Origin of the sequence: Corynebacterium haematomassiliense, assembly GCF_013978595.1 — a bacterium.
Taxonomy (GTDB): Bacteria; Actinomycetota; Actinomycetes; order Mycobacteriales; family Mycobacteriaceae; genus Corynebacterium; species Corynebacterium lehmanniae.
Window position 1 is genome coordinate 445513 of sequence record NZ_JACDTZ010000002.1, and the last position, 26092, is coordinate 471604.

The following is a 26092-nucleotide window of genomic DNA, read 5'->3' on the forward strand; positions in this document are numbered from 1 at the left end:
TGCTGGTGTTGTTTGAGAACTCGATAGTGTGCCAATGTACTTTTGTTGCGTGGGTGTGTTTGCCTGCCTCGTTTTGTGCACTGTGTGGTGTGCGCCTTTTGTTTGGGTGTGTGCCGGTGGTGGCGTGGTTGAATTCCAATGATGGATCGCGTCATCTGTTTGGTTCGGTGTGCGTGGGGTGTGGTTGAACATGTTTCACGTATTTTTTTGGCCAGCCTCCTTTGTGCCCCGTCGGGTTGGGGGTTGGTTGTTGAACCTTTGTAATTTTTGGATTTTGCCAGTCCAGCACTTTGTGTTGGTTGGTTTGTTTTTGGTTGGGTTTGGGCTTTTCACGGCCTGTTTCTGCTGAAACGTTTTTGTGGAGAGTTTGATCCTGGCTCAGGATGAACGCTGGCGGCGTGCTTAACACATGCAAGTCGAACGGAAAGGCTCCTGCTTGCAGGGGTACTCGAGTGGCGAACGGGTGAGTAACACGTGGGTGATCTGCCCTGCACTTCGGGATAAGCCTGGGAAACTGGGTCTAATACCGGATAGGACGATGGTTTGGATGCCATTGTGGAAAGTTTTTCGGTGTGGGATGAGCTCGCGGCCTATCAGCTTGTTGGTGGGGTAATGGCCTACCAAGGCGTCGACGGGTAGCCGGCCTGAGAGGGTGTACGGCCACATTGGGACTGAGATACGGCCCAGACTCCTACGGGAGGCAGCAGTGGGGAATATTGCACAATGGGCGCAAGCCTGATGCAGCGACGCCGCGTGGGGGATGACGGCCTTCGGGTTGTAAACTCCTTTCGCTAGGGACGAAGCGTTATGTGACGGTACCTGGAGAAGAAGCACCGGCTAACTACGTGCCAGCAGCCGCGGTAATACGTAGGGTGCGAGCGTTGTCCGGAATTACTGGGCGTAAAGAGCTCGTAGGTGGTTTGTCGCGTCGTTTGTGTAAGCCCGCAGCTTAACTGCGGGACTGCAGGCGATACGGGCATAACTTGAGTGCTGTAGGGGAGACTGGAATTCCTGGTGTAGCGGTGGAATGCGCAGATATCAGGAGGAACACCGATGGCGAAGGCAGGTCTCTGGGCAGTAACTGACGCTGAGGAGCGAAAGCATGGGTAGCGAACAGGATTAGATACCCTGGTAGTCCATGCCGTAAACGGTGGGCGCTAGGTGTGAGTCCCTTCCACGGGGTTCGTGCCGTAGCTAACGCATTAAGCGCCCCGCCTGGGGAGTACGGCCGCAAGGCTAAAACTCAAAGGAATTGACGGGGGCCCGCACAAGCGGCGGAGCATGTGGATTAATTCGATGCAACGCGAAGAACCTTACCTGGGCTTGACATACACCAGATCGCCGTAGAGATACGGTTTCCCTTTGTGGTTGGTGTACAGGTGGTGCATGGTTGTCGTCAGCTCGTGTCGTGAGATGTTGGGTTAAGTCCCGCAACGAGCGCAACCCTTGTCTTATGTTGCCAGCACGTTATGGTGGGGACTCGTGAGAGACTGCCGGGGTTAACTCGGAGGAAGGTGGGGATGACGTCAAATCATCATGCCCCTTATGTCCAGGGCTTCACACATGCTACAATGGTCGGTACAACGCGTCTGCGAGCCTGTGAGGGTGAGCTAATCGCTGTAAAGCCGGTCGTAGTTCGGATTGGGGTCTGCAACTCGACCCCATGAAGTCGGAGTCGCTAGTAATCGCAGATCAGCAACGCTGCGGTGAATACGTTCCCGGGCCTTGTACACACCGCCCGTCACGTCATGAAAGTTGGTAACACCCGAAGCCAGTGGCCTGTCATGGGAGCTGTCGAAGGTGGGATCGGCGATTGGGACGAAGTCGTAACAAGGTAGCCGTACCGGAAGGTGCGGCTGGATCACCTCCTTTCTAAGGAGCTTTTATTTGTGTGCCCGCAGTTGTGGGTCATTGGTTGTGTGGTTGAGTCGCCGAGTGTGCGACTGCCACGGAAGTATTTTGCCGGGTGGAGACACACCTTCAAGGTCATGGTGGCATCGTCTGGATGGTGGTGCGTCTGGCCTGTGAAGGGTTGTGCTCACATGGTGTTGGTTGGTGGTCACACCGGTTTGCGTGACAAAAGATTATGCGTTGGTGCACTGTTGGGTGTCTGGGGCAGCACAAGGTTGTTCCTGTTGGGCCCTCATGTCGGCTGGCTGCTTGGTTGTGGTTGGTTGTGTGTGGGGGTTGTGTTGTGTGAGAACTGTATAGTGGACGCGAGTATCTTTCTTTTTTGTGTTTTGGTGTTTGTACCTTGATTGTTTGTGTGTCCGTGTGTTTTGTTACGGGCGTATGGTGGATGCCTTGGCATGCTGAGCCGATGAAGGACGTGTGAGGCTGCGTTATGCCTCGGGGAGTTGCCAACAAAGCGTTGATCCGAGGATGTCCGAATGGGGAAACCCAGCACCAGTTGTGTGGTGTTACCCGCAGGTGAATACATAGTCTGTGTGGGGGTTGACGCGGGGAAGTGAAACATCTCAGTACCCGTAGGAGAAGAAAACAATTGTGATTCCGTGTGTAGTGGCGAGCGATAGCGGATGAGGCTAAACCGTGTGCGTGTGATACCTGGCAGGGGTTGCGTGTGCGGTGTTGTGGGGCGCAAATGGTGCAGGCTGTCAACTGCACGCGCAATGCGCACATATCAGCGGAAGCATCTGGGATGGTGCGCCGGAGTAGGTGAAAAGTCCTGTACGTGAAGGTGTGTGTGGTTGTGTGGTTTGTGTTTTCCCCGAGTAGCAGCGGGCTCGTGGAATCTGCTGTGAATCTGCCGGGACCACCCGGTAAGCCTAAATACTCAGTGTGACCGATAGTGAATTAAGTACCGTGAGGGAATGGTGAAAAGTACCCCGGGAGGGGAGTGAAAGAGTTCCTGAAACCATGCGCTTACAATCCGTCAGAGCACTTTTTTGTGTGTGATGGCGTGCCTTTTGAAGAATGAGCCTGCGAGTCAGCGGCATGTCGCGAGGTTAACCCGTTATGTGGGGTAGTCGTAGCGAAAGCGAATCCGAATAGGGTGTTTGTAGTGGCATGTCCTGGACCCGAAGCGGGGTGATCTACCCATGGCCAGTGTGAAGCAGCTGTAAGAGGTTGTGGAGGCGCGAACCCACTTAGGTTGAAAACTGAGGGGATGAGCTGTGGGTAGGGGTGAAAGGCCAATCAAACTCCGTGATAGCTGGTTCTCCCCGAAATGCATTTAGGTGCAGCGTGATGTGAGCTTGCCGGAGGTAGAGCTACTGGTTGGTTGAGCGGGACTATCATCTTAGCGACGTCAGCCAAACTCCGAATACCGGTTTATAGTGGTGCATTGCAGTGAGACTGTGGGGGATAAGCTTCATAGTCGAGAGGGAAACAGCCCAGATCGCCGGTTAAGGCCCCTAAGGGTGTGCTAAGTGGAAAAGGATGTGGGATCGCGAAGACAGCCAGGAGGTTGGCTTAGAAGCAGCCATCCTTGAAAGAGTGCGTAATAGCTCACTGGTCGAGTGGTTCCGCGCCGACAATGTAGTGGGGCTCAAGCACACCGCCGAAGCCGCGGCAAACATTTTTGTTTGGGTAGGGGAGCGTCGTGTGTGGGGTGAAGCCGTACCGGAAGGAGCGGTGGACTGCATGCGAGTGAGAATGCAGGCATGAGTAACGAATGGCAAGTGAGAATCTTGCCCGCCGGATGACTAAGGGTTCCTGGGTCAAGTTCGTCTTCCCAGGGTGAGTCGGGTCCTAAGGCGAGGCCGACAGGCGTAGTCGATGGTTAACGGGTTGATATTCCCGTACCCGTATATGCGCGCCCAGTATCGAAGCGGTGATACTAACCACCCTGACCCGCCGACCGTTGCCATCCTTCGGGATGGTTGGTTGGTGGTGATGCGTGGGGCCTGATCCGTTGTAGGTCAGTGATGGGGTGACGCAGTGAGGTAGCCGAGCCGCTGATTGGATTGCGGTGCAAGCGTGTGGCACGACACCACGGTAAATCCTGGTGTTTTTTGTGTGAGGCGTGATGCGTAGCCCTTGCTTGGGTGATGTTGGTGATCCTGGACTGCCGAGAAAAGCCTCTAGCGATGTGCGTATACGGCCCGTACCCATAACCGACACAGGTGGTCAGGTAGAAAATACTCAGGCGAGCGGGTGAACTGTGGTTAAGGAACTCGGCAAAATGCCCCCGTAACTTCGGGAGAAGGGGGACCCGCACTAGTCAAGCACTTCACGTGCGGCAGCTGGTGTGGGTCGCAGAGAAGAGAGGGGAGCGACTGTTTATCAAAAACACAGGTCCGTGCGAAGACGGTTAAGTTGATGTATACGGACTGACGCCTGCCCGGTGCTGGAAGGTTAAGAGGACCTGTTAGGACGTCATGTCCGAAGCGGAGAATTTAAGCCCCAGTAAACGGCGGTGGTAACTATAACCATCCTAAGGTAGCGAAATTCCTTGTCGGGTAAGTTCCGACCTGCACGAATGGCGTAACGACTCCCCTGCTGTCTCAACCACAGGCCCGGTGAAATTGCAGTACGAGTAAAGATGCTCGTTTCGCGCGGCAGGACGAAAAGACCCCGGGACCTTCACTATAGCTTGGTATTGGCATTCGGTGCGGTTTGTGTAGGATAGGTGGGAGACGTTGATGCATGCACGCTAGTGTGTGTGGAGTCGTTGTTGAAATACCACTCTGACCGTAGTGGATATCTAACCTTGGCCCATGATCTGGGTTGGGGACAGTGCCTGGTGGGTAGTTTAACTGGGGCGGTTGCCTCCCAAAATGTAACGGAGGCGCCCAAAGGTTCCCTCAGCCTGGTTGGCAATCAGGTGTTCAGAGTGTAAGTGCACAAGGGAGCTTGACTGCGAGACTGACTAGTCGAGCAGGGACGAAAGTCGGGACTAGTGATCCGGCACCTACTTGTGGATGTGGTGTCGCTCAACGGATAAAAGGTACCCCGGGGATAACAGGCTGATCTTCCCCAAGAGTCCATATCGACGGGATGGTTTGGCACCTCGATGTCGGCTCGTCGCATCCTGGGGCTGGAGTAGGTCCCAAGGGTTGGGCTGTTCGCCCATTAAAGCGGCACGCGAGCTGGGTTCAGAACGTCGTGAGACAGTTCGGTCTCTATCCGCCGCGCGCGTTGAAACTTGAAGAAGGCTGTCCCTAGTACGAGAGGACCGGGACGGACGTACCTCTAGTGTGCCAGTTGTTCCGCCAGGAGCACGGCTGGTTGGCTACGTACGGAAGGGATAACCGCTGAAAGCATCTAAGCGGGAAGCCTGTTTTAAGATGAGGTTTCATTTGAGGTTCCCAGAAGACGACTGGGTTGATAGGCCGGACCTGGAAGCACAGTAATGTGTGGAGGCGACCGGTACTAATACACCAATAAACACACGCCACACGCAATCAGATGATGTGTGAACACCGCGAAACAAACACAAGCAAGAGCAACATGCTCCGCGTCCACTGTGCAGTCACTGACACAACACACCAACCCGAAGAAGTGGTTGGCCGACAATAACTGCATACACGTTGCCGAACGCAACCTGATGCGCCCCCATAGGTGTGTCGGTGGTTGATGGCGGCGGGGAAACGCCCGGTCCCATTCCGAACCCGGAAGCTAAGCCCGCCCGCGCCGATGGTCCTGCCCCCGGGGGGGAGGGGGAGAGTAGGTTCCCGCCGACCAAACAACTTCACACACAGCCCCCGCCACACAAACCCCCATGGTTTGTGCGGCGGGTGCCTTTGCTTTTGTCATGCCCGAACCCTTCCCAGGTGCCGGCTGGTGGGGTGGCCTACACAGCTGTCCGCATTGCGGACAACCTGATCTGTGCCCATCATTGGCGGGAACCCACGTATGCCCGCACCGGTCGAAACTCCGCATTGCGGACAACCAGACCACCACCAACAATGGGTGGGCACCAACGAAACGTTTTGCGGACTCCGCATTGCGGACAACCACCCCACCACCAAGGATGGGTGCACACCAACGAACCTGCCGGCCGGGAAGTAAGTGTCTCGTAAAACCTGACAACACCGTTTTGCGACCTGGGGAAACACAGAGCGAAAACCGCTCCCTCGTCAACTTCTACGAGAACACCCCAGCCGGACGCTAGCGGACTCCGCATTGCGGACAACAACCGCGTCACCCATCATTGGTGTCCCCCCGCGAATTGTACGAATCGACAAAACAATCTCTTCGCCGGAGCATCGACCTGGGGAAATGCGCTGCCGATGCCGATTCGTGCACAACCGATACGCGGATGATGCTGCCTGGGCGCATCTTGCGGGGCCAGGACCACCTTCCGGACTCCGCAATGCGGACAACAGCATCGACACCAACAATGGGTGCAGGGCAACCAGATTCCGCAGGCAGGGTTTTGGCCAAAAAGAGTTCCGCGGCCGATCCGATTCGGGATCTGACGCGGGTGGAAGGGCGAGTGTTTCGCTCGAGAACGCTAGAGCTCCAGCATCGAGTTCTTGGACTGCTCGACAAGCTCGGCCTTCTTGCGGGCGCGCTCGAGCGTGGACCACTGGTCCTGGGGGATCGACTTCCGGGCGGAAGCCACAACTGCCTCATCGGGCGTGCCCCAGGCGATGGGCATTGGGGTGATGGTCTGCCAGTGCTGTTGGTCGCGAGCCGAGCGTTGCGCGCCCACGGCTGCGACCGGCACCTTTGTGCCGACCTTGTCGGAGGTGTTGGGGAGCGGCTGCATCACTCGGGAGGTGATGGCCCAACGCGGCGGCAGGGCAGGATCCACGTTGAGGTTCACCAGCGCGGTTAGGGTCACCGTCGTGCCGGCGCGCTCGGTGATGATGGCGGGGGCGAGGGGGTTGGAGTCGTAGATCTCCTGGGTCTTGCCCACGCTGCGGGGGATCAGGAGCGCCACCACCAGCATCAAAATGCCGAACAGCACCGCGCCGAAGCTGCCGAGCCAGTGCCACGGCGAGGACGAGTCCACCAGGAACCACACGGCGACGCCGACGATCACGGAGATAACAAAGATCGCGATGCCCGAGGCGACGAGGCTGCGGGTGTCGCGCACCATTTCGTTGTGCTGCTTCGCAAAGTCCTCGTCGACGTCGAACTTGAATACCTTCATGCCACTCATGGCATACAAGTCTAAAGGTCGGCGGCGTCGACCAACCGGTACGCGTAGCCCTGTTCGGCCAGGAATCGTTGCCGATGCATGGCGTACTCGGAGTCGAGGGTGTCGCGGGCGACGACGGTGTAGAACACGGCTTCCGCGCCGTCGGATTTCGGACGCAAGAGCCGCCCCAGGCGCTGCGCTTCTTCTTGCCGGGATCCGAAGGTGCCGGAGACCTGGATCGCCACGGCGGCTTCGGGCAGGTCGATGGAGAAGTTGGCCACCTTGGACACCACCAGGGTGGAGATTTCCCCGTCGCGGAAGGCTTGGAAGGCCTCCTCGCGCTTTTTGGTGGTGGTTTTGCCGTCGACGAGGGGAGCGTCGATACGCGATGCGATCTCCTCTAACTGCTCCACATACGCGCCGATGATCAGGGTCTGCTGTCCCTTGTGCGTTGCAAGAAGCTTATCGACGACTTCCAGCTTGCCCGCCGAACAGGCCGCCAGACGGTAGCGCTCGCGGGTTTCGGCGGTGGCGTAGGTGAGGCGCTCCTCGTCGGTGAGTGTGGTGCGGACCTCGACGCATTCGGCGGTGGCGATGTGGCCGGCCATCTCGAGTTCTTTCCATGGGGCGTCGTAACGCTTTGGCCCGATGAGGGAGAAGACGTCGTCTTCGCGGCCGTCCTCGCGTACGAGGGTCGCCGTGAGCCCCAGGCGGCGGCGGGACTGGAGGTCGGCGGCCATGCGGAAGACGGGGGCGGGGAGGAGGTGGACCTCGTCGTAGATGATCAGGCCCCAGTCGCGGGAGTCGAAAAGTTCGAGCGCGCGGTATTCGCTCTTGGTCTTGCGGGTGACCACCTGGTAGGTGGCGATGGTGACGGGGCGGATTTCCTTCTTCTCGCCGGAGTACTCGCCGATCTCCTCGGGCGTGAGGGTGGTGCGGCGCAGCAGCTCGTCGCGCCACTGACGGCCGGCGACGGTGTTGGTGACCAGGATCAACGTGGTGGTCTGCGCCTGCGCCATCGATGCGGCGCCGACGATGGTTTTGCCGGCGCCGCAGGGCAGCACCACCACGCCGGAGCCGCCCTCCCAGAAGGATTCGGCGGCGTACTGCTGGTAGTCGCGCAGCTCCCAGCCGTCGTGGTTCAACGCGATCGGGTGGGACTCGCCGTCGACGTAGCCGGCCAGGTCCTCCACCGGCCAGCCGAGCTTGGTCAGCTCCTGCTTGATCTGGCCCCGGGCGGAGGGGTGGACGGGGGCGGTGGTGTCGTCGATAGGCTTCGCTATGAGCGGCTGGATTTTCTTGCTGCGGGTGACCTCGGTGAGGATCGCGGGGTCGTCCGCCTCTAGGATCAGCCCGTGGGCGGGGTGTTTGACCAGCTTGAGGCGGCCGTAGCGGGCCATGGTTTCGGCGATGTCGACGAGCAGCGCCTGCGGCACCGGGAAGCGGGAGTAGCGCTCGAGCACGTCCACGGCCTGCTCGGCGTCGAAGCCGGCGGCGCGGGCGTTCCACAGCGCCAGGGGTGTGATGCGGTAGGTGTGGATGTGCTCGGGCGCGCGCTCGAGCTCCGCGAACGGGGCGAGCGCGGCGCGGGCCTTGGGCGCGTCCGGGTGCGCGACTTCGAGCAGGACGGTCTTGTCCGATTGGACGATCAGGGGGCCGTCGCCGAGAGCCATGCGATCTACTCCTTCGTGTTAGTAGGACTTGGTAGTCTACGGTGCATGGCTGCGAAAAACACATCCGTTGTACTCGGCGAACGCTACGACAAATTCATTGCAGAGCTGCTTCACGACGGCCGCTACGCCTCCGCCAGCGAAGTCCTGCGCGAGGGCCTGCGGCTGGTGGAGGAGCGAGAGAGGAAATTCGCTCTTCTTAACGCCGCGCTTGAAAAGGGGGAAAACAGCGAAGTCGTCCAGGACTTTGACCCGGGAGCGTTTATAGAGCGAATGAAGAACGAGCATGAAATATCGGCTTAGGCGCCAGGCAGAGGTCGATCTCGAAGAAATTTGGTCCTACACGGCCACACGATGGGGGCTGGATCAAGCTGAACGATATGTTGGCGGGATTCTCCAGATGCTGGACTTCATCAGCGAAAATCCACGGCTCGGGCGATGGGCGGACGAAGTGCGCCCTGGCTACCGGAAGAAAGCGATAGGAAGCCACATCATCTTCTACCGTGAACAGGACGCTGCGATCGATGTGGTCCGTGTGCTTCACCAAAGTATGGATCTAGTGATGCACATCGACCCCTAGCCCCTGCGCAGCAGCTGCGACCACTTGGTCACGCTGCCGTTGTTCAGGATCGTGCGCTTGTAGATGCGGGCGGCGGCCCACACGGCCAGCGCCGTCGCCAAGGCCGCGAGGACAAACGAGCCGGCCAGCTGCAGCGCGGTGAAGTCTCCGGCCGCGTACGACAGCGGCGCGGCGAAGATGGAAAACGGCGGGATCCAGCTCATCACCTGCATCCACGTGGCGTCGGTGTTCATCCAGCCGAAGCCGGGGATATAGGCGGAAGCCATGATGAGCAGCAGGATCGGCATCTGGGTGGACTGCAGGTCCTCGGTGCGCTGCACCATCGCGCCGGCCGCGGCGTAGAGGGCGCCGAAGAACAGCATGGCCAGAAGCCACGCGATCAGCAGGACGGGGAGGACGGACCAGTCGAACGCGATGTCGTCCACGAGCCCGGAAACCTTCAGCCCAACGCCGCCGACGATCAGCAGCACGGCGGTGGCGAGGAAGCCCAGCACGAGCGTGCCCAGCAGCTTGCCCGCCAGGAAATCCAGCGGGCGCACGGAGGCCAGCACGAGCTCAACCACGCGGGAGGACTTCTCCTCGGTCACGCGGCTTCCCACCTGGGCGGCGAAGGTGATCACGGTGAAGATCACCACCATCAGCGCCACGAACGTGGTGAGCAGGCGGAGCAGTTGCTGCTCGAAGTCTTCGCCGCTGGCCTCGTCCACGTCCACCGGCACGATGTCGATGCTGCGGGACGCCGCCTCGTAATCCGCGGGCGAAATGCCCAGCGTGTTCAACGTTTCGGCGCGGGTGTAGCTGTCGGCGAGCGCCTCCATTCCCTCCATGAGGCCCGCCGACGGGGTGCCGTCCGAGATCACTTCCCACTGGTCGCCCTCGGCCACTAGCGCGGCCTTGACGTCGCCGTCGCGCACCAACTGCACTGCGTCGTCGCGGCTCGCAGTTTCGCGGGCGTCGTACCCGGCGCCGTCGAGCAGTTGCTTATCGACGCCTACGGTCGCCACCGCAGTCTTTGCATCGCCGCCGTCAGCGTCGTCCTTGCTCTTCTGCCAAGAGGCGAAGCCGATGAAGCCGACCATGGCCAGAAGCAGGATGACGAAGGTGATGACCACGCCCTTCTTCAGCAGCAAGATCTGGATCTCGCGCGCCGCGGTGGTGGTGATCGTGTGCATGGGTGAGTAGGCGTTTTGGGTAGCCATTACTGCACAACCTCCTTGAACAGGTCGGCCAGGTCGGGCACGACGCGGGTGAACTCGTGGACGGGGCCTGCGGCCATGGCGGCCTGCAGGATGCGCTGGTCGTCCTGGACGCTCGGGGCTTCGAGGATGACGTGGGTGGCGGAGTCGTCGATAAGCGAAATGCCCTCCGGGATCCAGCCGCGGGCTTGAGTGCCCACCCTGAAGCGGATGGGGCCGTGGGCGCGCAGCTCGTCGACGGTGCCTTCGGCGACCATGCGGCCGCGGGTGACAATGCCGATGCGGTCGCACAGCCGCTGCACCAGATCCAGCTGGTGGGAGGAGAAGATGACGGGCACGCCGGCGCGGGCGCGGTCGGTGAGCATCGTGCTCATCACGTCCACGGCGACGGGGTCGAGGCCGGAGAACGGCTCGTCCAGGATGAGGATGTCGGGGTCGTGGATGAGGCTCGCGGCGAGCTGGACGCGCTGCTGGTTGCCCAGGGAGAGGTCGTCGAGCTTGTCGTTCACGCGCTCGCCCAAACCGAGCTCCTCGAGCAGCTCGGTGCCGCGCTGCTTGGCGGCTTTGCCGTCGACGCCGTGCAGCTTGGCCAGAAAGACCAGTTGCTCCAGGATCTTTTCTTTGCCGTACAGGCCGCGCTCCTCGGGCATGTAGCCGATGCGGCGGCGGGTGTCGTCGTCAAGCGGGCGGCCGTCGAGAAGCACCTCGCCCGAGTCAGCGGCGAGCACGCCGAGGGCGATGCGCATCGTGGTGGACTTGCCGGCGCCGTTGGAGCCGACGAAGCCGTACATTTCGCCGTCGTGGACGGTGAAACTCATGCCGTCGAGTGCTTGGACGTCGCCGAAGCGCTTGTTCAGGTCGCGGATTTCGATTGTGGTCACACGTCGAAAATAACAAAAGATAGGCCAGCGGGTGCAGGGGTCTAGCATGGATTTATGACCACAACCATTTCCTCCCCCGCAGAGCATTTATCCCGCGAACTCGGCTCCGACCAGGCGCTTTCCACCCGCCCGATCGACCGGATCAAGTACGCCCACGACGCGTCCCACTTCCTCTACACCCCGGACGTGGTGGTGGAGGCCCGCACCGCCCACGACGTGGCGGCCGCTTTCCGCGCCTCGGCGGCATCCGGTGCCCCGGTGGTGCTGCGCGGCGGCGGCACCTCACTGTCCGGCCAGGCCGGCGGCGCGGGCATGCTCGTGGACGTGCGCAAGCACTTCCGCGGCGTGGAGGTCCTCGACGGCGGCAAGCGCGTGCGCGTCCAGCCTGGCTCCACGGTGCGCCAGGTCAACGCCCACCTCGCCCCGTACGGCCGCAAGATCGGCCCGGACCCGGCGTCCGAGGGCGCGGCGACGATGGGCGGCGTGATCGCCAACAACTCCTCCGGCATGGCCTGCGGCACGCAGTACAACACCTACAACACCATCGAATCGATGACGTTCGTGCTGCCCTCCGGCACCGTCATCAACACGGCGCATAAGGACGCGGAGGCGCAGTTTGCGCGGGAAGAGGCGGAGCTCGTCGCAAAGCTGGAGCGCCTCAAGCGGCGCGTGCGGGAGAACAAGGAATCCGTGGACACCATCGAGCGCCACTTCGCGCTGAAGAACACGATGGGCTACTCGTTGAATGCGTTCCTGGTCTACGAGTCGCCCCTGGACATTTTCATGCACCTGCTGGTCGCGTCCGAGGGCACGCTCGCGTTCATCGCGGAGGCCGTGCTGCGCACCATCGAGGTGCCGAAACTGAAGACCACCACCATCGCGGTGTACCCGACGCTGGACGCGGCGACGCGCTCGCTGCCAGCGCTGTTCGACTCGAAGGCCGCCACGCTTGAGCTGATGGACTCGCGCTCCATCAAGGTCGGCCGCACCTTCGACTCGGTGCCAGAACAGATCACCGGCTTCGAACTGTCCGGCCAGGCGGCGCTGCTCATCGAGTACCACGCAAACGAGGCCGACGAGCTGCGCGAATACGAAGCCGCCGGCGCGAAGCTGCTGGAAGGCTTCGACCTGCAGACCCCGGCGGCATTTACCACCGACGCCGCCGAGGCCGCCAAGGCCTGGGCCTTCCGCAAGGGCCTTTACGCTCAGGTCGCCGAGGCGCGCCCGTCCGGCACCACCGCGCTGCTCGAGGACATCGCCGTGCCCGTGGGCGACCTCGCGGACACGTGCGGCGGGTTGCAGCAGCTTTTCGACGCCTACCGCTACGACGACGCCGTCATCTTCGGCCACGCCAAAGACGGCAACATCCACTTCCTCATCACCGACCGCTTCGAAGGCGACGAGAACCTGTCCCGCTATGACGGCTTCAACGAGGAGATGGTCGACCTCGTGCTCGGCGCCGGCGGCAACCTGAAGGCCGAGCACGGCACCGGGCGTGTGATGGCGCCGTACGTGCGCCGCCAGTACGGCGAGGAACTCTACGAGGTCATGGTGGAGCTCAAGCGCGCCGCCGACCCGCGCGGGGTGATGAACCCGGGCGTGATCATCACCGACGACGAGCGCGAGCACATGAAGAACTTCAAGCTCAACCCGCAGGTGGAAGACGAGATCGACTCGTGCGTGGAGTGCGGCTACTGCGAGCCGGTGTGCCCCTCGCGCGACATCACCATGACCCCGCGCCAGCGCATCGTGGTGCGCCGTGCCCGCGCGAAGGCGATCCAGGAAGGCGACACCGAGCTGGTCAAGCACCTCGACGAGGCCTACCAGTACGACGGCATCGACACCTGCGCCGTGGACTCGATGTGCGTGACCGCCTGCCCGGTGAAGATCGATACCGGCAAGTTCATCAAATCCCTGCGTCGCGGCCAAGCGGGCGCTACGGAATCCGCCGGCTGGGCGGCCGCGGCAAAGGCGTGGGGCCCGGGCAACACGCTGGCCTCGGCGGCGTTGACCGGCGCCTACTACATGCCGACCAAACTGGTGCAGAAGGTCACCGACGTCGCCCGCGCCCTGGTGGGCGAGGACACTGTGCCGCAGTACCGCCCCGAGCTGTCCAAGGGCGGTCAGAAGCGCTCCAAGGCGTTCGGCACCCGGATCGGCGCGCCGGGAGCGGAGCCCGCCGGCGTGTTCGTCCCCGCCTGCGTGAACTCCATGTTCGGCCCGCAGGGCGACGGCGTCGGCGCCTCCGAGGCGTTCGCGAAACTGGTGGAGCGCGCCGGGCTCGCGCTCGTCGTCCCGGAGGGGATTGACGGGATGTGCTGCGGGACCCCGTGGGCGTCGAAAGGCATGAGCACCGGCAACGACATCATGCAGCGCCGGGTCAACGACCAGCTCATCGCCGCCACCGACGGCGGGCGCCTGCCGGTGGTCGTGGACGCGTCCAGCTGCACGCACGGCTTCCGCGACATGGCCGAGGGCATCGGCATCACCGTCATCGACGCCATCGAGTTCGTCGAGGACCAGGTGCTCGAGCGCCTCGAGGTCAAGCACAAGGTGGACTCTGTGACGTTGCACCCGACGTGTTCGGCGACGCACCTTGGGATCGTCGATACGCTCGCGCGCGTCGCGGGTGCCGCGGCTGAGGACGTGCGCTTGCCCGCCGAGTGGAACTGCTGCGGCTACGCGGGCGACCGCGGCATGCTGCACCCGGAGCTGACCCACGCGGCGACGAAGCGCGAGGCGGCGCAGGCCGAGGAGCTGGGCTCCGCGACGCATGCGTCGTCCAACCGCACCTGCGAGCTGGGCTTGACTGCCGCGACCGGCAAGGATTACGAGCACATTCTGGAGATTCTCGAGCGCGTCAGCCGCTAGGCCAGCACCACTTTGGTGATGCGCGGCAGCGCGATGCGCACGACGCGATCGGCGGCCTCGTCGAGCGCGTCGACCTGCCCCGCGCTCACGCTCAGTGGCAGCACGGTGAGCGTGCGGCCGCGCCCTTGCTTATCCACGAAACCTACGGCCACATGCCGCTTCGCCCGAGCCGCCGCCCGCAGCGTTTCGAAGATGTCGCCGGCCCCGGCGTCCGCGTCGGAGCCGGAATCGGCGCGCAGTTTGGACACGATCGCTTCGACCTGCTCCTCGGTCGCCTTCGGGGTGCGCGGCAGGGTAGACGGGGTGGCGGCGACCAGCGCCGGTTCGGGCGCCATGTTCAGCGTCGCGCCGGTGTTGTCCTCCGCGGTGGGCTGCATCCCCGCCGCACGCAGCTGCGCCATGAGCTTGGTCAGCGGCTGGTCCGACACCGCGACGGTGGGGGCGAGGACGCGTAAGTTGCAGCGCTCGGCGGCGGTGGCGATCAGCGCCGGGTCCGCGGAGCGGATGTAGCTCAGCGCGCTGCCTGCGCGGATGGCGCCGTGGGTGCGGGCGGTGTCGTCGATAAGAAACGCGATTGCCTGCGGCACCTCGCCCATGACGTGCCGGCCCAGCCAGGCGTGGACCTCCTCGGCGGTGAGCCCGCCGTCCAGGCCGCGGCGCACCGACGCCTCCGTGACCCGCCACACGCTGGCCAGACCCGGGGATTCGAGTTCGGCGATGCGCTCCAAAAACGACGCCATGTCCGGCTCGAGCGGGCCCGGGGCGAGCATTGTCATGTCGCCCTGGGCAATCAGCGTGTCGACGGACGCCGGCACGAGCTGCTTGGCCGCGGCGGCGACGTCCTCGCCATCGCGGCCGTCCAGCAACGCCAACAGGGGAGAGGACTGCGCCGGCTGCGGGGTGCCGGCGAGCGCGCCGACGAACTGGGCCTCATCCACCACCGCCTGGATGAGCCGCGGGGAGAAACCGCTGGCCTCTAGCGGGGCATGGAATAGCAACTGGTCGGTCCGGCCCGCGTGGCGCAGGATGGTCGTGCGAGCGTGGCGCACCGCGGGCGCGTGCATGTCCGCGGACAACAGCTTCGCGTCGGTGTCAGCGCGCCACGGGGAGGCGGCCCAACCGACCATCAGGATCGCCCACTGGTCCGAAAGCGTGGCGTCGATCCAGGTCAGCGCGTCGCGGGTGGCGGCGAGCACGTCCTCGTCGTCGACGTTGCCTCGGCCGATAAGGCCCGCCGCCTCGCCGATGGTGATCAATAGCCTCGGGTCGAAGCCGAGTTCCTTTTCCAGGTTCGCCGCGGCGCGCACGCCGACGGTGCCGTCCTTGTTCAGCGTGACCGGGCGGTCCATGAGCGCCATGACCAGCTGGCGCATTTGGCGCACGGCGTCCAAGCCCGCCGAGGTCGCGGCCTCGTCCACCGCGGACTGGTCCACCTCGTCCACTGCGGGCGGTGCCAGGGGGAACTCCCGTGGTGTGATCCCGCGCATCGCGTCGCGCACCGGCCGCGGCAGCCGAACAGTGTTCGCGTCCACCCGCACCAGCAGGCCCGCCGCAAGCAGTTTGGCCACCGGCGCTGAAGGGTCCGCGTCCGGCCCCGCCGCCGAGGTCGTGCCCACCCCACCCGAGGAGGCCAGGGTTTCCAGCACCTTGCGCTCGCGGGCGGGCAGCGCGTCCAACGCCTCGGCCGCGCCCTCCGGCAGGGTGTCGGTCACGCGCCAGCCAGGGGGCAGGGCGGTGAGCGTGCCGGGGGAGATTCGCAGCGCCTCTACCGGCCCGAAGACGAGGGCGAGCTCGCGCAGGTGCGCCACGTCGCCGAGCTCGCCCGCGTCCACCGGGTCGAGCTCCGCGCCGGCGTCGGCGAGCCGCTCCAGCACCGCCAAGTCGGCGGCAGTGAGCTGGCGCAACGCCCGCGACGCGGAGCCGGGCAGGCCTAGGCGCGTGGCCAACGACCCAGCCGAGGGAGGGGTGGGGAAGAAGGCATCCGGCCGGGTGCGGATGAGCAGGCGGAGCTGATCGTCGCTAAGCGACTGCAAGATTTCGGGGAAGGTAGACATTGCGGGGGTGAGTTTACGTGCGTTTTCTTGCCCGGCGTGAAAGAATGAGGGGCATGGCTAAAGATGTAGAGAAGATCGGTCGCGCGAACCCGGCGTGGCCCACGCACACCCCTGGTAACGGCCACCCGGTCACCGAGATTTCCTCCAAGCTCACCGGCGCCGCGAGCCCGTTCGGCGACGAGCTGATCCTGCCGCTCAAGGCGGAGGAGACCGGCTACGTCCACCCGACTACGCGCATCAACCGCTAGCTTTCGCTTAGCGACGTACCAAAGGTGGCCCCCGTGGCGGGGCCACCTTTTTCGTGTGCCTGGGGGCGCGCGTGGTCTCTGCGTTGATCGTCTAGCAGAGTCGGTGTGTTATGTCTATGGACATTTTGGACGCGGAGTCTGGTCACTTATTGGACGTGGAGTCTGGTGACTTATTGGACACGGAGTCCAATGACTTTTTGGACTCCGCCTAGTGGTGGTCTTATTGGTCGGGTTTGTGTTTTTTCGGCCGAGGTTTGGATAGGTCTGGGCGCAGTTTCGGCGGTTGCCTGTGCTTCATGCCTTCAACGAGGTTGATGTTGATCTGCCCGCCGGCCGGGCGGTGCGTCAGCCTGATCGGTAGCGGCACGCTGAACAGGAACTCACCGTCGTGGGCGGTATAGAATTCGGCGACGTTATCGGGGGTGACGACGCTGAACAGCTTGCGGCTTTTAAACCGCAGGCCGATGTAGAGGCTGTAGCCGCACACCGGGACTGTCCCGTGCCGGTTGACTTCGAGTTCTACTGGCACGTCGAAGCGGTAGTTTTCCGCGGCGTCGCGGGGATCTATGGTGGGGGCATCCGTGTGTGATGTACCTGGTGTGGTGATTGCACGAACGGTTTCGACCTTGGGCGAAGTGGCAGCTTCCCCAGGGTCGTTTTTCTTCGCTGGTGGTTGCGCCAGCGGGTTGTGTGCCAGGTTGTAGTCGACCACGCGCTGCCAGATCACATCAGGATCCAGCGGATCGGTTGGGGATTCCGCCTGCGGGAAGCTCTCCCAGGCTTGTTGCGGGGTGATGTGCATTTTGCCGACGCGCAGGCTTTGGTGATGCCGCTGGGTGTTGTAGACCTCGCGGTAGATATCAATGGCGGCTTCAAGCTCGGCGAACGTTGTGGGTGTGCGCGCATCAAGAAATTGCACCAGGGTGCGGTGCGCGCGTTCATCCTTGCCTTGGGTCGTTGGCGCAAAGCCTGCAATAGCCATTACGCCTTGTTCTGCCAGCCACACTTCTGTGGCTGATAAACGACCGCGGTGATAGGTGGCAAACGCTTCGCTGTTGTCCGACAGGATCTCTTGGGGTTTGCGGTAGCGGGCAAACGCCTCGTTGAGTGTGGTGCGTGCGTCGGAGCCGTTTTCGGGCAGCTTAAACGCTTTAGTGCCGACATCGAATCTGCTGGCGTCGTCGATGACCTGGTAGATGGTGACCTGGGTGTGAGCAACGTCGAACAGGCGGTAGACCACCGCGTCGATCTGCCACAACTCGCACACATAATCACGGGCAAAACGCTTATACGAGCTGCGGGGGCGTTTGCGAGCATTGGCGTCGACCAGCCCGGCTTTATTCAGCCACGCTGCAATCGTTGGTCGTGACGGCGTGCGATCCGGTCCGACGGTGTCGAGCAAGTGGTAGTGAATCGAGATCGGCCCGTAGTCCAACCCCTGCTGCTTGAGTGCAACGCGGGCATCGAAGACGGCCTGGCGGTCGGCATCGGTGTACTTCCGAGCTGGGTTTTTCGGGGCGGTGCTGTCCGGCAAAATACCCGCCCGGCCGTGCTTGGCGACACGATCTTTCAGGTTGTGGAACGTCTGGCGTGAGATCCCTTCTTCCTTGCAGAACTGCGTGATGGTTTTGTCGTCGCGGACAGGATCGAAATCCGCGATCTTCCTACGTAAATGCGATGAAATAGCCATCCGGCTATTCCACCGCAGTGTCCAACAAGTCATCAGACATGATGTCCAATAAGTCACCAGACTCCGCGTCCAAAAACTCACCAGACTCTGCGTCCAAAAAGTGTCAAGACATGACACTAGCAGAGTCGGTGGGCTGCTAGACGATCCGGCGCTTATTGACAATCAAGCGCAATACGACCTGGGGAAACGTATGGCGCGGATCGTGATCGTCTAGCAGGTTTGCCCTCCGTGCTAGACGGTCTGGCTGGGGCAAAAGAAAACCCGCCCGGAGGCGGGGTTTTGGCGTGTAGTTCTTAGCGCGGCAGGTAGGCCTGCTGCAGGGAAGCCAGGGTGTCGTTGACCTGGTTGCTGAAGTTGGCGCCGACGAGCTGGGCGACCTTGGCGTAGTCGCCGGCCAGGGCGGCGTCCACCAGCGGCTGGTTGGCTGTGTAGAACGCGTTGTAGTCGTTGCGGTTCGCGGCGTAGTTGTCCTGGACGGAAGCCGGGACCTGGAAGCCGAGGCCGTTGATGGCGTCGCGCAGCTTCGCGTACAGCTCATCGGTCTCGGTGCGGTTGGAGGAGGTCTGCGCGGCCGGAGCCGGAGCAGCCGGTGCGGGGGCCGGTGCCGGCTTCGGAGCCGGAGCGGCCTGCGCGTCGCGGTTGGTCGGCGCGGAGTTCAGGCCGTAGCGCGCGGAGCAGGCCGGCCATGCGCCCCAGCCCTGCTGTGCCAGGGTGCGCTCAGCGACGATGATCTGCTGCTCGCGGGTGGCCTGGTCCGCGGTCGGCGCGAACTCGCCGCCGCCGTATGCCTGCCAGGTGCCGTAGTTGAACTGCAGGCCACCGTAGTAGCCGTTGCCGGTGTTGATTGCCCAGTTGCCGCCGGACTCGCACTGTGCGAGCTTGTCCCAGTCGGAATCCGGTGCTGCGGTTGCCTGCGGGGCGACGATGCCTGCCAGTGCTGCAACAGCTGCGGTACCTGCCAGAGCCTTCTTGCCCGTGGAGGTGGTCTTCTTGGAGTGGCGTCCCATGATTTGTTTCCTCTCGTCGTTGACCGCCAATTCTCGGGACAGCCTAACCATTTGTAACGATTGTGTCACGCAACCGGCACGAAATGGTGCGTATGTGACTGTGGCGCTCCACGTTTGCGCAGGTCGCGCGCCGCGGGAGGAATTTTGGTGTTCTGGGCCACAGTCGCGATTCTCGGGGCGGAGGTGTAAGGTAAAGCCTTTATTTTGGCCTGCAATCGGCGGGCCATGTACCGGAACCTGAAGGAGGATGCCATGCCTATTGGAAAGGTGAAGTGGTACGACACCGAGAAGGGCTTCGGCTTCGCGTCCAACCCGGGCGACGACGACGTCTTCATCGGCAAGTCCGTGCTTCCCGATGGCGTGGACGAGCTGGTCGCCGGCCAGCGCATCGAGTTCGATTTCGCCGCCGGCCGCCGCGGCCCGCAGGCTCTGCGCGTTAAGGTGCTCGATGAGCCGAAGCGCCGCCCGGTGCACCGTCGCAAGCCGGAGGAGCTGGGCAGCATGCTGGCCGATGTCATGACCCTGATTGAGACGCAGGTCCAGCCCGCGCTGACCAACGGCCGCTACCCGGACCGCAAGGAGGGCCGCCAGGTCGCGGAGATCCTGCGGGCGGTGGCCAGGGAGCTGGACGCTTAGTCGAAGCCGACGGACCACGTGGCGATGACGGGAGTTTCTTCCCCGTCATCGCCTTTTTCAATGTCCAGGGTGGTGATCTCGGCGACGACGAGCTTTGCGCCGGATTCGGTCACCGCCGGGGCGGTTTCCTCGCCGGACTCGCCGGAGGTGAACACGCGCTCGGAGTTGGCGGCCGGGTCGTCGTAGATGAGCAGCAGGCGCCAACTGTTGCGCTCGATCTCGCGGGGCACGGTGAAGGTCACATCCCCCTGATCGGGCAGGCGCACGCTCGGCGGTTCGCCGCCGGGGCACTCCACGTCCAGTTCGCACACTGTATATACGGGCACCTGCTCGGTCTGCCCGCCGGCGGCCACGGCGACCTCGAGGTCGCGCACCGGGATGCCCGGCTTGTTCTGCTGGTAGCTCATGAAGGCGTAGACCGCCCCCACCAGCACCACCACGCCCACCAGGGCGATGGCCAAGACTTTCCACTGCTGAGTTGCTGCGCGTTTGCGTGCCATGGCGCAAGATCCTACTTGGCCGCGGTTTCGGGCTTAAACGTCACGCGGTACATGTCTGGCCAGCGCTTGCCGGCCAGGTAGAACTCATCGGTGCCGGGGATGCGCGCGATGCCGTTGAGCACGTTGTTCGGATCCGGATCGGCGTTGTTTTCCAGCCCGGAGGCGTCGATGACGGCGGTGACCTTCCCCGAGTCAGCGTCGATGCGCATGATGTTGGTGGTGGTGAACACGTTGGCGTAGACCTCGTCGCCCACGCACTCGAGCTCGTTGAGGCCCTCGACCGGCTGGCCGTCCATGGTCACGGTGAAGCGCTGGCGCTCCTTGAAGGTCTCCGGGTCCATGCGGCGCAGCTCGGCCGTGCCGTCGGAGAAAATCAGCTCGTCCTCGTCCGGGCGGGAGCACAGGCCCCAGCCCTCGCCGGCGAAGTCTGCCCGGCCGGTTTCTTCCAACGTCGTGGCATCCCGCTTGATTGCGGTGCCGTTTTGCCAGGTCAGTTGCCACAGGATGCCGTCGTGAAGCGTGATGCCCTCACCGAAGAACTCCGGATCCAAATCAACGGAGCGCAATTCCTCGCCCTCGGGCGTGCGCGTGTACAGACGCGATTCGCCCACCTGGCCGGTACCGACGTAGATGGTGCCGTCCTCGGCGACCTCGAGGCCCTGGGTGAAGCTGGTGTCGTCGAAGGGCAGGCGCTCCTCGACGTGCGCGGTGAGGCGCTGCGTGTCCGGCCCCGCGGTCTCTGGGGAGGAACAGCCCGACAAGACAGCGAGCGCGGAGCAGACGGCGGCAAGCGTGAATCGACCCATGGCAACCATCCTGCACCACGTGGGCAATAATGGGGAACCGTGTCACGATCCAACAACCGATCCCGCAACCCCCGAAAGCGCAGCCCCCTGCTGTCCACCGACGCAGTCGCCACTGCTCGGGAGGCGCTGGCCGAGATCGCCGACGGGGAAGTCGGCGAGCACATCGGCGTGACCGGGCTGGGCCGCAACGTGGCCACCCACCGCTTCGCCGCCGACGTGCCCGGCTACGCAGGCTGGGAGTGGAACGCCGTGGTGGCCTGCGCCGACGGGGCGGACTGGGTCACCGTCAACGAGGTCGCGCTCGTGCCGTCGCAAGGCGCGCTGGAGGCGCCGGACTGGGTGCCGTACTCCGAGCGGCTGCGCCCCGGCGACCTCGGCCCCGGCGACATCATGGAGCTTTCGCCTGACGACGAGCGCGTCACCGACGACTCCTTTTCCCGCGACGCCGTCACGTTCACCGGCCGTGACACCAAGCGCTACCTCACCACCACCGGCCTGGAGGACGCGAAGAAGCGCTGGCGCACCGGCGAGTTCGGCCCCAACAGTGAGTTCGCCGAAAAGGCCGCGCTGTCGTGCCGCTCCTGTGCCTTCTACATCCCGCTGGACCAGCCGGTGGGCGAGAACTTCGGTATCTGCGCCAACGAGTACTCCGCGGACGGGCACGTGGTGGCCTCCTCCTACGGCTGCGGGGCGCACTCGGACACCACCGTGGGGGAATAATCGTTGGTGAGCCCCAACGATTGGTCTTTTCGCAGGCAGGGTGCGACACTAATGCAACGTGAGTACCACCACCCGAGCAAAACTGCATAAGGACCAGCCGCAGCCGCGCGGCGCGCTGGATGCCTTCTTCCATATCAGCGAGCGCGGATCCACGGTCGGCACCGAGGTGCGCGCCGGGGTAGTGACGTTCTTCGCGATGGCCTACATCGTGCTGCTCAACCCGCTGATCATCGGCACCAGCCCGGACCGCGAGGGCGTGGTCCTGGGCATCCCGCAGGTCGCCGCAGCCACGGCGCTGGCTGCCGGCGTGATGAGCATCCTGTTCGGCGTGATTGCCAAGTACCCGTTCGGCATCGCCACCGGCCTGGGCATCAACACCCTGGTCGCGGTGACCATGGTGGGGCAGCAGGGCCTAACCTGGCCGGAGGCCATGGGGCTGGTAGTCATCGACGGCATCATCATCGTGCTGCTGGCCATCTCCGGTTTCCGCACCGCCGTGTTCAACGCCATCCCGGATTCTATGAAGGTGGCCATGAGCGTGGGCATCGGCATGTTCATCGCCACCATCGGGCTGGTGGACGCCGGCTTCGTCCGCCGCATCCCCGACGCCGCGATGACCACCGTGCCGGTGCAGCTGGGCACCGGCGGCTCGATTGCGTCCTGGCCCACCTTCGTGTTCATTATCGGCCTGTTCATCTGCGGCTTCATGGTTGTGCGCAACGTCCGCGGCGGTCTGTTCATCGGCATCCTGCTCACCACCGTCATCGCCATGGTGGTTGAGGCGCTGACCGGCGCCGGCTCCTCTGCCGACAACCCGGAGGGCTGGGGCATGGCGGTTCCAGGCCTGCCGGAGAGCTTCGGCGGTGTCCCGGACCTGTCCATCGTGGGCAACGTCGACCTGTTCGGCGCGTTTGTGAACATCGGCGTGATCTCCGCGTCGTTGCTCGTGTTCACGCTCGTACTGGCGAACTTCTTCGACGCCATGGGCACCATGACCGCGCTCGGCCGCCAGGCCGAGCTCACCGACGAGCACGCCGTGCTGCCGGACATGAAGCGCGCCCTGGTGGTCGAGGGCTTCGGCGCCGTCGTCGGCGGTGCGACCTCCGCGTCGTCGAACACGGTGTTCGTGGATTCGTCGGCAGGCATCGCGGACGGCGCGCGCACCGGCCTGGCCAACGTGGTCACCGGCGTGCTGTTCCTTGTCGCGATGTTTTTCACCCCGCTCTACGAGATCGTGCCGATCGAGGCCGCGGCCCCTGTGCTCGTGGTCGTCGGTGCGCTGATGATGATGCAGGTCGGCCAGATCGAGTGGTCTGAGTTCACCGTCGCCCTGCCGGCGTTTCTGACCATCGTGACCATGCCGCTGACCTACTCCATCGCCAACGGCATCGGCGTCGGCTTCATCTCGTTTACCCTGATGAGCCTGTTCGCCGGCAAGGCGAAGGACATCCACTGGATCATGTGGCTCATCTCCGCCCTGTTCGTGGTGTACTTCGCGCAGGGCCCGATCATGGCGGCGCTGAGCTAAATGCTTGTGCCTATCGACGACCCGTCGGACCCCCGCCTCGACGACATCCGCGACCTGAAACATTCGGATAAGGAAAAAGGACTCGTCTTCGCTGAGGGTCCGCTCGTGGCCGGACGGCTGGTGGAATCCCGCTTCCCGGTGCGCGCCGTGTTCGGCTTCGGCGGGCGGCTGGAATCCTTCATGGCCGACTATGGCGACGAACTCGAGCGCCGCGGCGTGCCGGTGTACCAGATCACCCGCGAAATCATGGGTGAGGTCGCCGGCTACGACATGCACCGGGGGCTGCTGGTCTCCGCCGACAAGCCGGAGCCGCTTTCCGTCGCCGAGGTGCTCGACGGCGCACGCACCCTCGTGATCTTGGAAGGCGTAGGCGACCACGAGAACATCGGGTCCATCTTCCGCAACGCCGCCGGCATGGGGGTCGACGGTGTGCTCTTCGGCGCCGCCACCGCCGACCCGCTGTACCGGCGCAGCGTGCGCGTCTCCATGGGGCACGTCCTGCGCACCCCGTTCGCGCACCTCGACGGCACACCGACGACGTGGCAGCGCTCACTGGAGCAGCTGCGCGAGGCCGGCTGGTGGCTCATCTCGCTCACCCCGGCCGACGACGCCGTCGAGCTGAAAGACGCGATCCAGGGCCACGACAAGGTTGCCTTCCTAGTCGGCGGGGAGGGCCCCGGCCTGACCCCGCACGCGATGCGCGCCACCGACGTGCGCGCCAAGATCCCCATGGCGCCGGGCACGGATTCGCTCAACGTGGCCACGTCCGCCGCGATCGCGTTCTACGAAAGGAATCGCTAGCGGTCGAAGTGGCGGATGCGCTCCGAAAGCGCCTTCCACAGCTCGGCCGCGCGTGCGCGAAGGCCCCGGCCGACGCGCTTCGCGGCGGCCACGGAGGCGTCGGCAAGCTCGGCGAACTCGTCGCCGCGCTGGTCGTCGGGGGCGTCCTCGTAGTCGTCGTACGCTTTCGACTTCTCCGCGAACTTCGCGGCCACCGCGTCCACAGATTTCACCGCGGGCGCCTTCTTTTCCTCGATCTTCGGCTCGGGGCGGCCGTCTACCGCGTAGCCGACGACGTTGATGTCGGGGCCGTCCTCGCCGATGTCCACGCCCAACCAGTGCCGCTCCGCGGACAAGGCCAAGTCGCGCGGCTCGAACGGCAGTGAGATGCCGCCGGCCGCCTCGGCGCGCTCGCCGGCCCAGTAGGGCGCCTCGAACGGCTCCGGCAGGCCGAGGTCCTCGATGACCTGGGTGCGGGTGGCGCTGAAGCTGCGCACGACGGTCTCGCCGGTGAAGTGCGCGACCCCGCCGTAGTCGGAGTCCGTGCCGGTGGCGATGACAAACACGTCAGAGGCGGGAAGGGCCGAATGCCACGGGGTGGTGGTGGACAGGGCCGAGCAATCGTCGACAAGCATCCGCACCACAGAGACCCCGGGGAAGCCCGCGATGTAGAACTCGTCGCGGCCCGGCACCGAGGAGCGGTTCAGCGGGAACGAGCCGATCGGGGTGATCGGCCACGCCGGGTTGACCTGGGAAAGCAGCTTGCGGCCGAACCCGCGGTCGGCCTTCGGCTCGCGCTCGAGCACGCCAGCCGGATCGGCGGTGTTGACAAACCAAAGCGTAAGAACCGCTGGGAAACTCATGCACACATCCTAAGGTGCTCAGCGCTTCGGGCGCTTGGTGTTCGTGCGAACCCCCAGCAGCACGTCCTCCCAGTGCGGGGTGACAGCCTTGCGGCGGCGCTTCTTCGGCTGCTCGTCCTCGTCCGGGTGGCGCAGGAAGTCGCCCTCGAGCACATCGTCTCGCGTATCGACGACCTCCGGGTTGCCCTCCACCGGCAACTCCGTGACATCAGCTTCGGGAGCGTCATCGGCCACGTCCTCGTCACTGACGTCGGCACGGTCAGCGCGCACCGCGGACAGCGAGCGCACCGGCTGCGCGAAATCCGGGTCCGTCAGGTCCGCGGCCATGGCGTTGCGCGCCTCCGTCTGGGCGGCGGAGCCCATGGAACGCTTGAAGGTCCACAGCGCCTCGTTCTCCGTCAGCCCTGCCTTCCAGGTGACGTGGACGACCCAGCTGTCGCCCTGCTCGCGGGTGGCGTCCCACTCCGCGTCGCTGATCGAGTGCCCGCGGGCCGCGAACGCGGTGGCCAGGATCTCAAACAGGGTCTGCTTGGCCGGGCCGTCCTCGCGCACCGGGTGCGACTGCTTCGCGGCCTCCGCCACCTGAGCGCGCTCGAGGCGCACCGGGTGGGCGTAGACGTCCAGGCGGCTTTCCGCCACGCCCATCTCCTCGGCCAACTCGGTGGCGGTGGCGCCGGCGCGCAGGCGCGCCTGGATCTCGTTCGGGCGCATGGACAGGGGAGTGGCGTAGAGCGGGTCCGGCTCCGGCAGGGAGCGCTCCACCGGTGCCGGCTCGGGCGCGGCGGGTTCCTCTACGTCGGCGGCCTCGGTCCCGGGCTGGCTCTTATACACATTTTCGAGCCCACGAGAAGTAGAGGAAAATCGCATGCCGGGTTCTTCTTGAAAAAAAAAAAAAATATGATTGAAAAAAAAAATTATAGTTTACTGAATCAGATAAGTCGAAAATATATTAATGATCTGCCGCTGACGTACGTACAATATAACATCAACAACTGCAGTACTTAGAAAATT

Annotated in this window: 19 protein-coding genes and 3 rRNA genes; 11 read left to right on the forward strand and 11 right to left on the reverse strand. The window is 63.7% G+C overall.

The genetic code is table 11. The features are described 5' to 3' along the window. Positions 1-355 precede the first annotated feature (355 nt). From H0193_RS11525 to rrf, 3 genes are all read left to right on the forward strand, one after another. Positions 356-1872: ribosomal RNA gene (locus H0193_RS11525) — 16S ribosomal RNA — on the forward strand. A gap of 400 nt (positions 1873-2272) precedes the next feature. Then, positions 2273-5359, forward strand: a 23S ribosomal RNA gene (locus tag H0193_RS11530). A 168-nt stretch (positions 5360-5527) separates the two neighbouring features. After that, a 5S ribosomal RNA gene (rrf, locus tag H0193_RS11535) occupies positions 5528-5645 on the forward strand. The 16S, 23S and 5S rRNA genes sit together here, the layout of an rRNA operon. A gap of 773 nt (positions 5646-6418) precedes the next feature. Here the strand turns inward: rrf and H0193_RS11540 are convergent. Both H0193_RS11540 and H0193_RS11545 read right to left on the reverse strand, forming a co-directional pair. After that, positions 6419-7072 (reverse strand): DUF3239 domain-containing protein, encoded by a 654-nt coding sequence (locus H0193_RS11540; RefSeq protein ID WP_338026666.1) that lies wholly within the window; start codon positions 7070-7072, stop codon positions 6419-6421. An 11-nt stretch (positions 7073-7083) separates the two neighbouring features. Further along, positions 7084-8724, reverse strand: coding sequence for a DNA repair helicase XPB (locus H0193_RS11545; protein WP_181890023.1), 1641 nt, complete (start codon positions 8722-8724; stop codon positions 7084-7086). Between the two features lie 45 nt (positions 8725-8769). Here H0193_RS11545 and H0193_RS11550 point away from each other — a divergent pair, with 45 nt between their 5' ends. Both H0193_RS11550 and H0193_RS11555 read left to right on the forward strand, forming a co-directional pair. Continuing rightward, the gene (locus H0193_RS11550; protein ID WP_181890024.1) at positions 8770-9024 is read left to right on the forward strand and encodes a type II toxin-antitoxin system ParD family antitoxin; all 255 of its coding nucleotides are present in this window, start codon (positions 8770-8772) and stop codon (positions 9022-9024) included. After that, positions 9008-9301 carry a type II toxin-antitoxin system RelE/ParE family toxin gene (locus H0193_RS11555; RefSeq protein WP_181890025.1) on the forward strand — a complete coding sequence of 98 codons (294 nt, stop codon included), beginning with the start codon at positions 9008-9010 and terminating at the stop codon, positions 9299-9301. The genes H0193_RS11550 and H0193_RS11555 overlap by 17 nt, the downstream gene beginning before the upstream one ends. Here the strand turns inward: H0193_RS11555 and H0193_RS11560 are convergent. Beyond that, entirely contained in the window at positions 9298-10500 is a 1203-nt protein-coding gene (locus H0193_RS11560) for an ABC transporter permease (RefSeq protein WP_181890026.1), read from the reverse strand. The two genes, H0193_RS11555 and H0193_RS11560, sit on opposite strands and share 4 nt — an antisense overlap. After that, positions 10500-11378 (reverse strand): ATP-binding cassette domain-containing protein, encoded by an 879-nt coding sequence (locus H0193_RS11565; RefSeq protein WP_181890027.1) that lies wholly within the window; start codon positions 11376-11378, stop codon positions 10500-10502. The genes H0193_RS11560 and H0193_RS11565 overlap by 1 nt, the downstream gene beginning before the upstream one ends. A 54-nt stretch (positions 11379-11432) precedes the next feature. Here H0193_RS11565 and H0193_RS11570 point away from each other — a divergent pair, with 54 nt between their 5' ends. Next, complete coding sequence (locus H0193_RS11570; RefSeq protein ID WP_181890028.1) at positions 11433-14249, forward strand: FAD-binding and (Fe-S)-binding domain-containing protein; 2817 nt, start codon at positions 11433-11435, stop codon at positions 14247-14249. Here H0193_RS11570 and H0193_RS11575 read toward each other — a convergent pair. Then, positions 14246-16303, reverse strand: a complete 2058-nt coding sequence (locus H0193_RS11575) for a helicase-associated domain-containing protein (RefSeq protein WP_181890029.1) — start codon at positions 16301-16303, stop codon at positions 14246-14248. The genes H0193_RS11570 and H0193_RS11575 overlap by 4 nt on opposite strands. Positions 16304-16356: 53 nt before the next feature. On the opposite strand from H0193_RS11575, the gene H0193_RS11580 reads away from it, so the two are divergent. Continuing rightward, entirely contained in the window at positions 16357-16551 is a 195-nt protein-coding gene (locus tag H0193_RS11580; protein ID WP_034999421.1) for a hypothetical protein, read from the forward strand. Positions 16552-16771: 220 nt separating this feature from the next. On the opposite strand, the gene H0193_RS11585 is transcribed toward H0193_RS11580, so the two are convergent. Further along, positions 16772-18241, reverse strand: coding sequence for an integrase core domain-containing protein (locus H0193_RS11585; protein ID WP_181888439.1), 1470 nt, complete (start codon positions 18239-18241; stop codon positions 16772-16774). Positions 18242-18534: 293 nt separating this feature from the next. Further along, on the reverse strand, positions 18535-19248 hold the full coding sequence (locus H0193_RS11590) for a resuscitation-promoting factor Rpf1 domain-containing protein (RefSeq protein WP_181890030.1): 714 nt from the start codon (positions 19246-19248) through the stop codon (positions 18535-18537). 252 nt (positions 19249-19500) lie between these two features. Between H0193_RS11590 and H0193_RS11595 the strand changes: the two genes are divergently transcribed. Continuing rightward, positions 19501-19884, forward strand: a complete 384-nt coding sequence (locus H0193_RS11595; protein WP_181890031.1) for a cold-shock protein — start codon at positions 19501-19503, stop codon at positions 19882-19884. Here the strand turns inward: H0193_RS11595 and H0193_RS11600 are convergent. Beyond that, the gene (locus H0193_RS11600; RefSeq protein WP_181890032.1) at positions 19881-20384 is read right to left on the reverse strand and encodes a DUF2771 family protein; all 504 of its coding nucleotides are present in this window, start codon (positions 20382-20384) and stop codon (positions 19881-19883) included. The two genes, H0193_RS11595 and H0193_RS11600, sit on opposite strands and share 4 nt — an antisense overlap. Positions 20385-20395: 11 nt before the next feature. Continuing rightward, complete coding sequence (locus H0193_RS11605) at positions 20396-21190, reverse strand: glutaminyl-peptide cyclotransferase (RefSeq protein ID WP_181890033.1); 795 nt, start codon at positions 21188-21190, stop codon at positions 20396-20398. Between the two features lie 39 nt (positions 21191-21229). On the opposite strand from H0193_RS11605, the gene H0193_RS11610 reads away from it, so the two are divergent. From H0193_RS11610 to H0193_RS11620, 3 genes are read left to right on the forward strand one after another with little or no spacing between them, the layout of a single operon-like run. Beyond that, positions 21230-21910: a DUF3027 domain-containing protein gene (locus tag H0193_RS11610; RefSeq protein WP_181890034.1), complete on the forward strand. Its 681-nt coding sequence runs from the start codon at positions 21230-21232 to the stop codon at positions 21908-21910. 58 nt (positions 21911-21968) lie between these two features. Next, entirely contained in the window at positions 21969-23438 is a 1470-nt protein-coding gene (locus H0193_RS11615; protein WP_181890035.1) for an NCS2 family permease, read from the forward strand. Then, a complete protein-coding gene (locus tag H0193_RS11620) occupies positions 23439-24239 on the forward strand; it encodes a TrmH family RNA methyltransferase (protein WP_181890036.1) in 801 nt (266 codons plus the stop codon). Here H0193_RS11620 and H0193_RS11625 read toward each other — a convergent pair. Beyond that, positions 24236-25081, reverse strand: coding sequence for a DUF6928 family protein (locus H0193_RS11625; RefSeq protein WP_181890037.1), 846 nt, complete (start codon positions 25079-25081; stop codon positions 24236-24238). The two genes, H0193_RS11620 and H0193_RS11625, sit on opposite strands and share 4 nt — an antisense overlap. 18 nt (positions 25082-25099) lie before the next feature. Beyond that, positions 25100-25948 (reverse strand): septation protein SepH, encoded by an 849-nt coding sequence (gene sepH, locus H0193_RS11630; RefSeq protein ID WP_181890038.1) that lies wholly within the window; start codon positions 25946-25948, stop codon positions 25100-25102. Between the last annotated feature and the right edge of the window lie 144 nt (positions 25949-26092).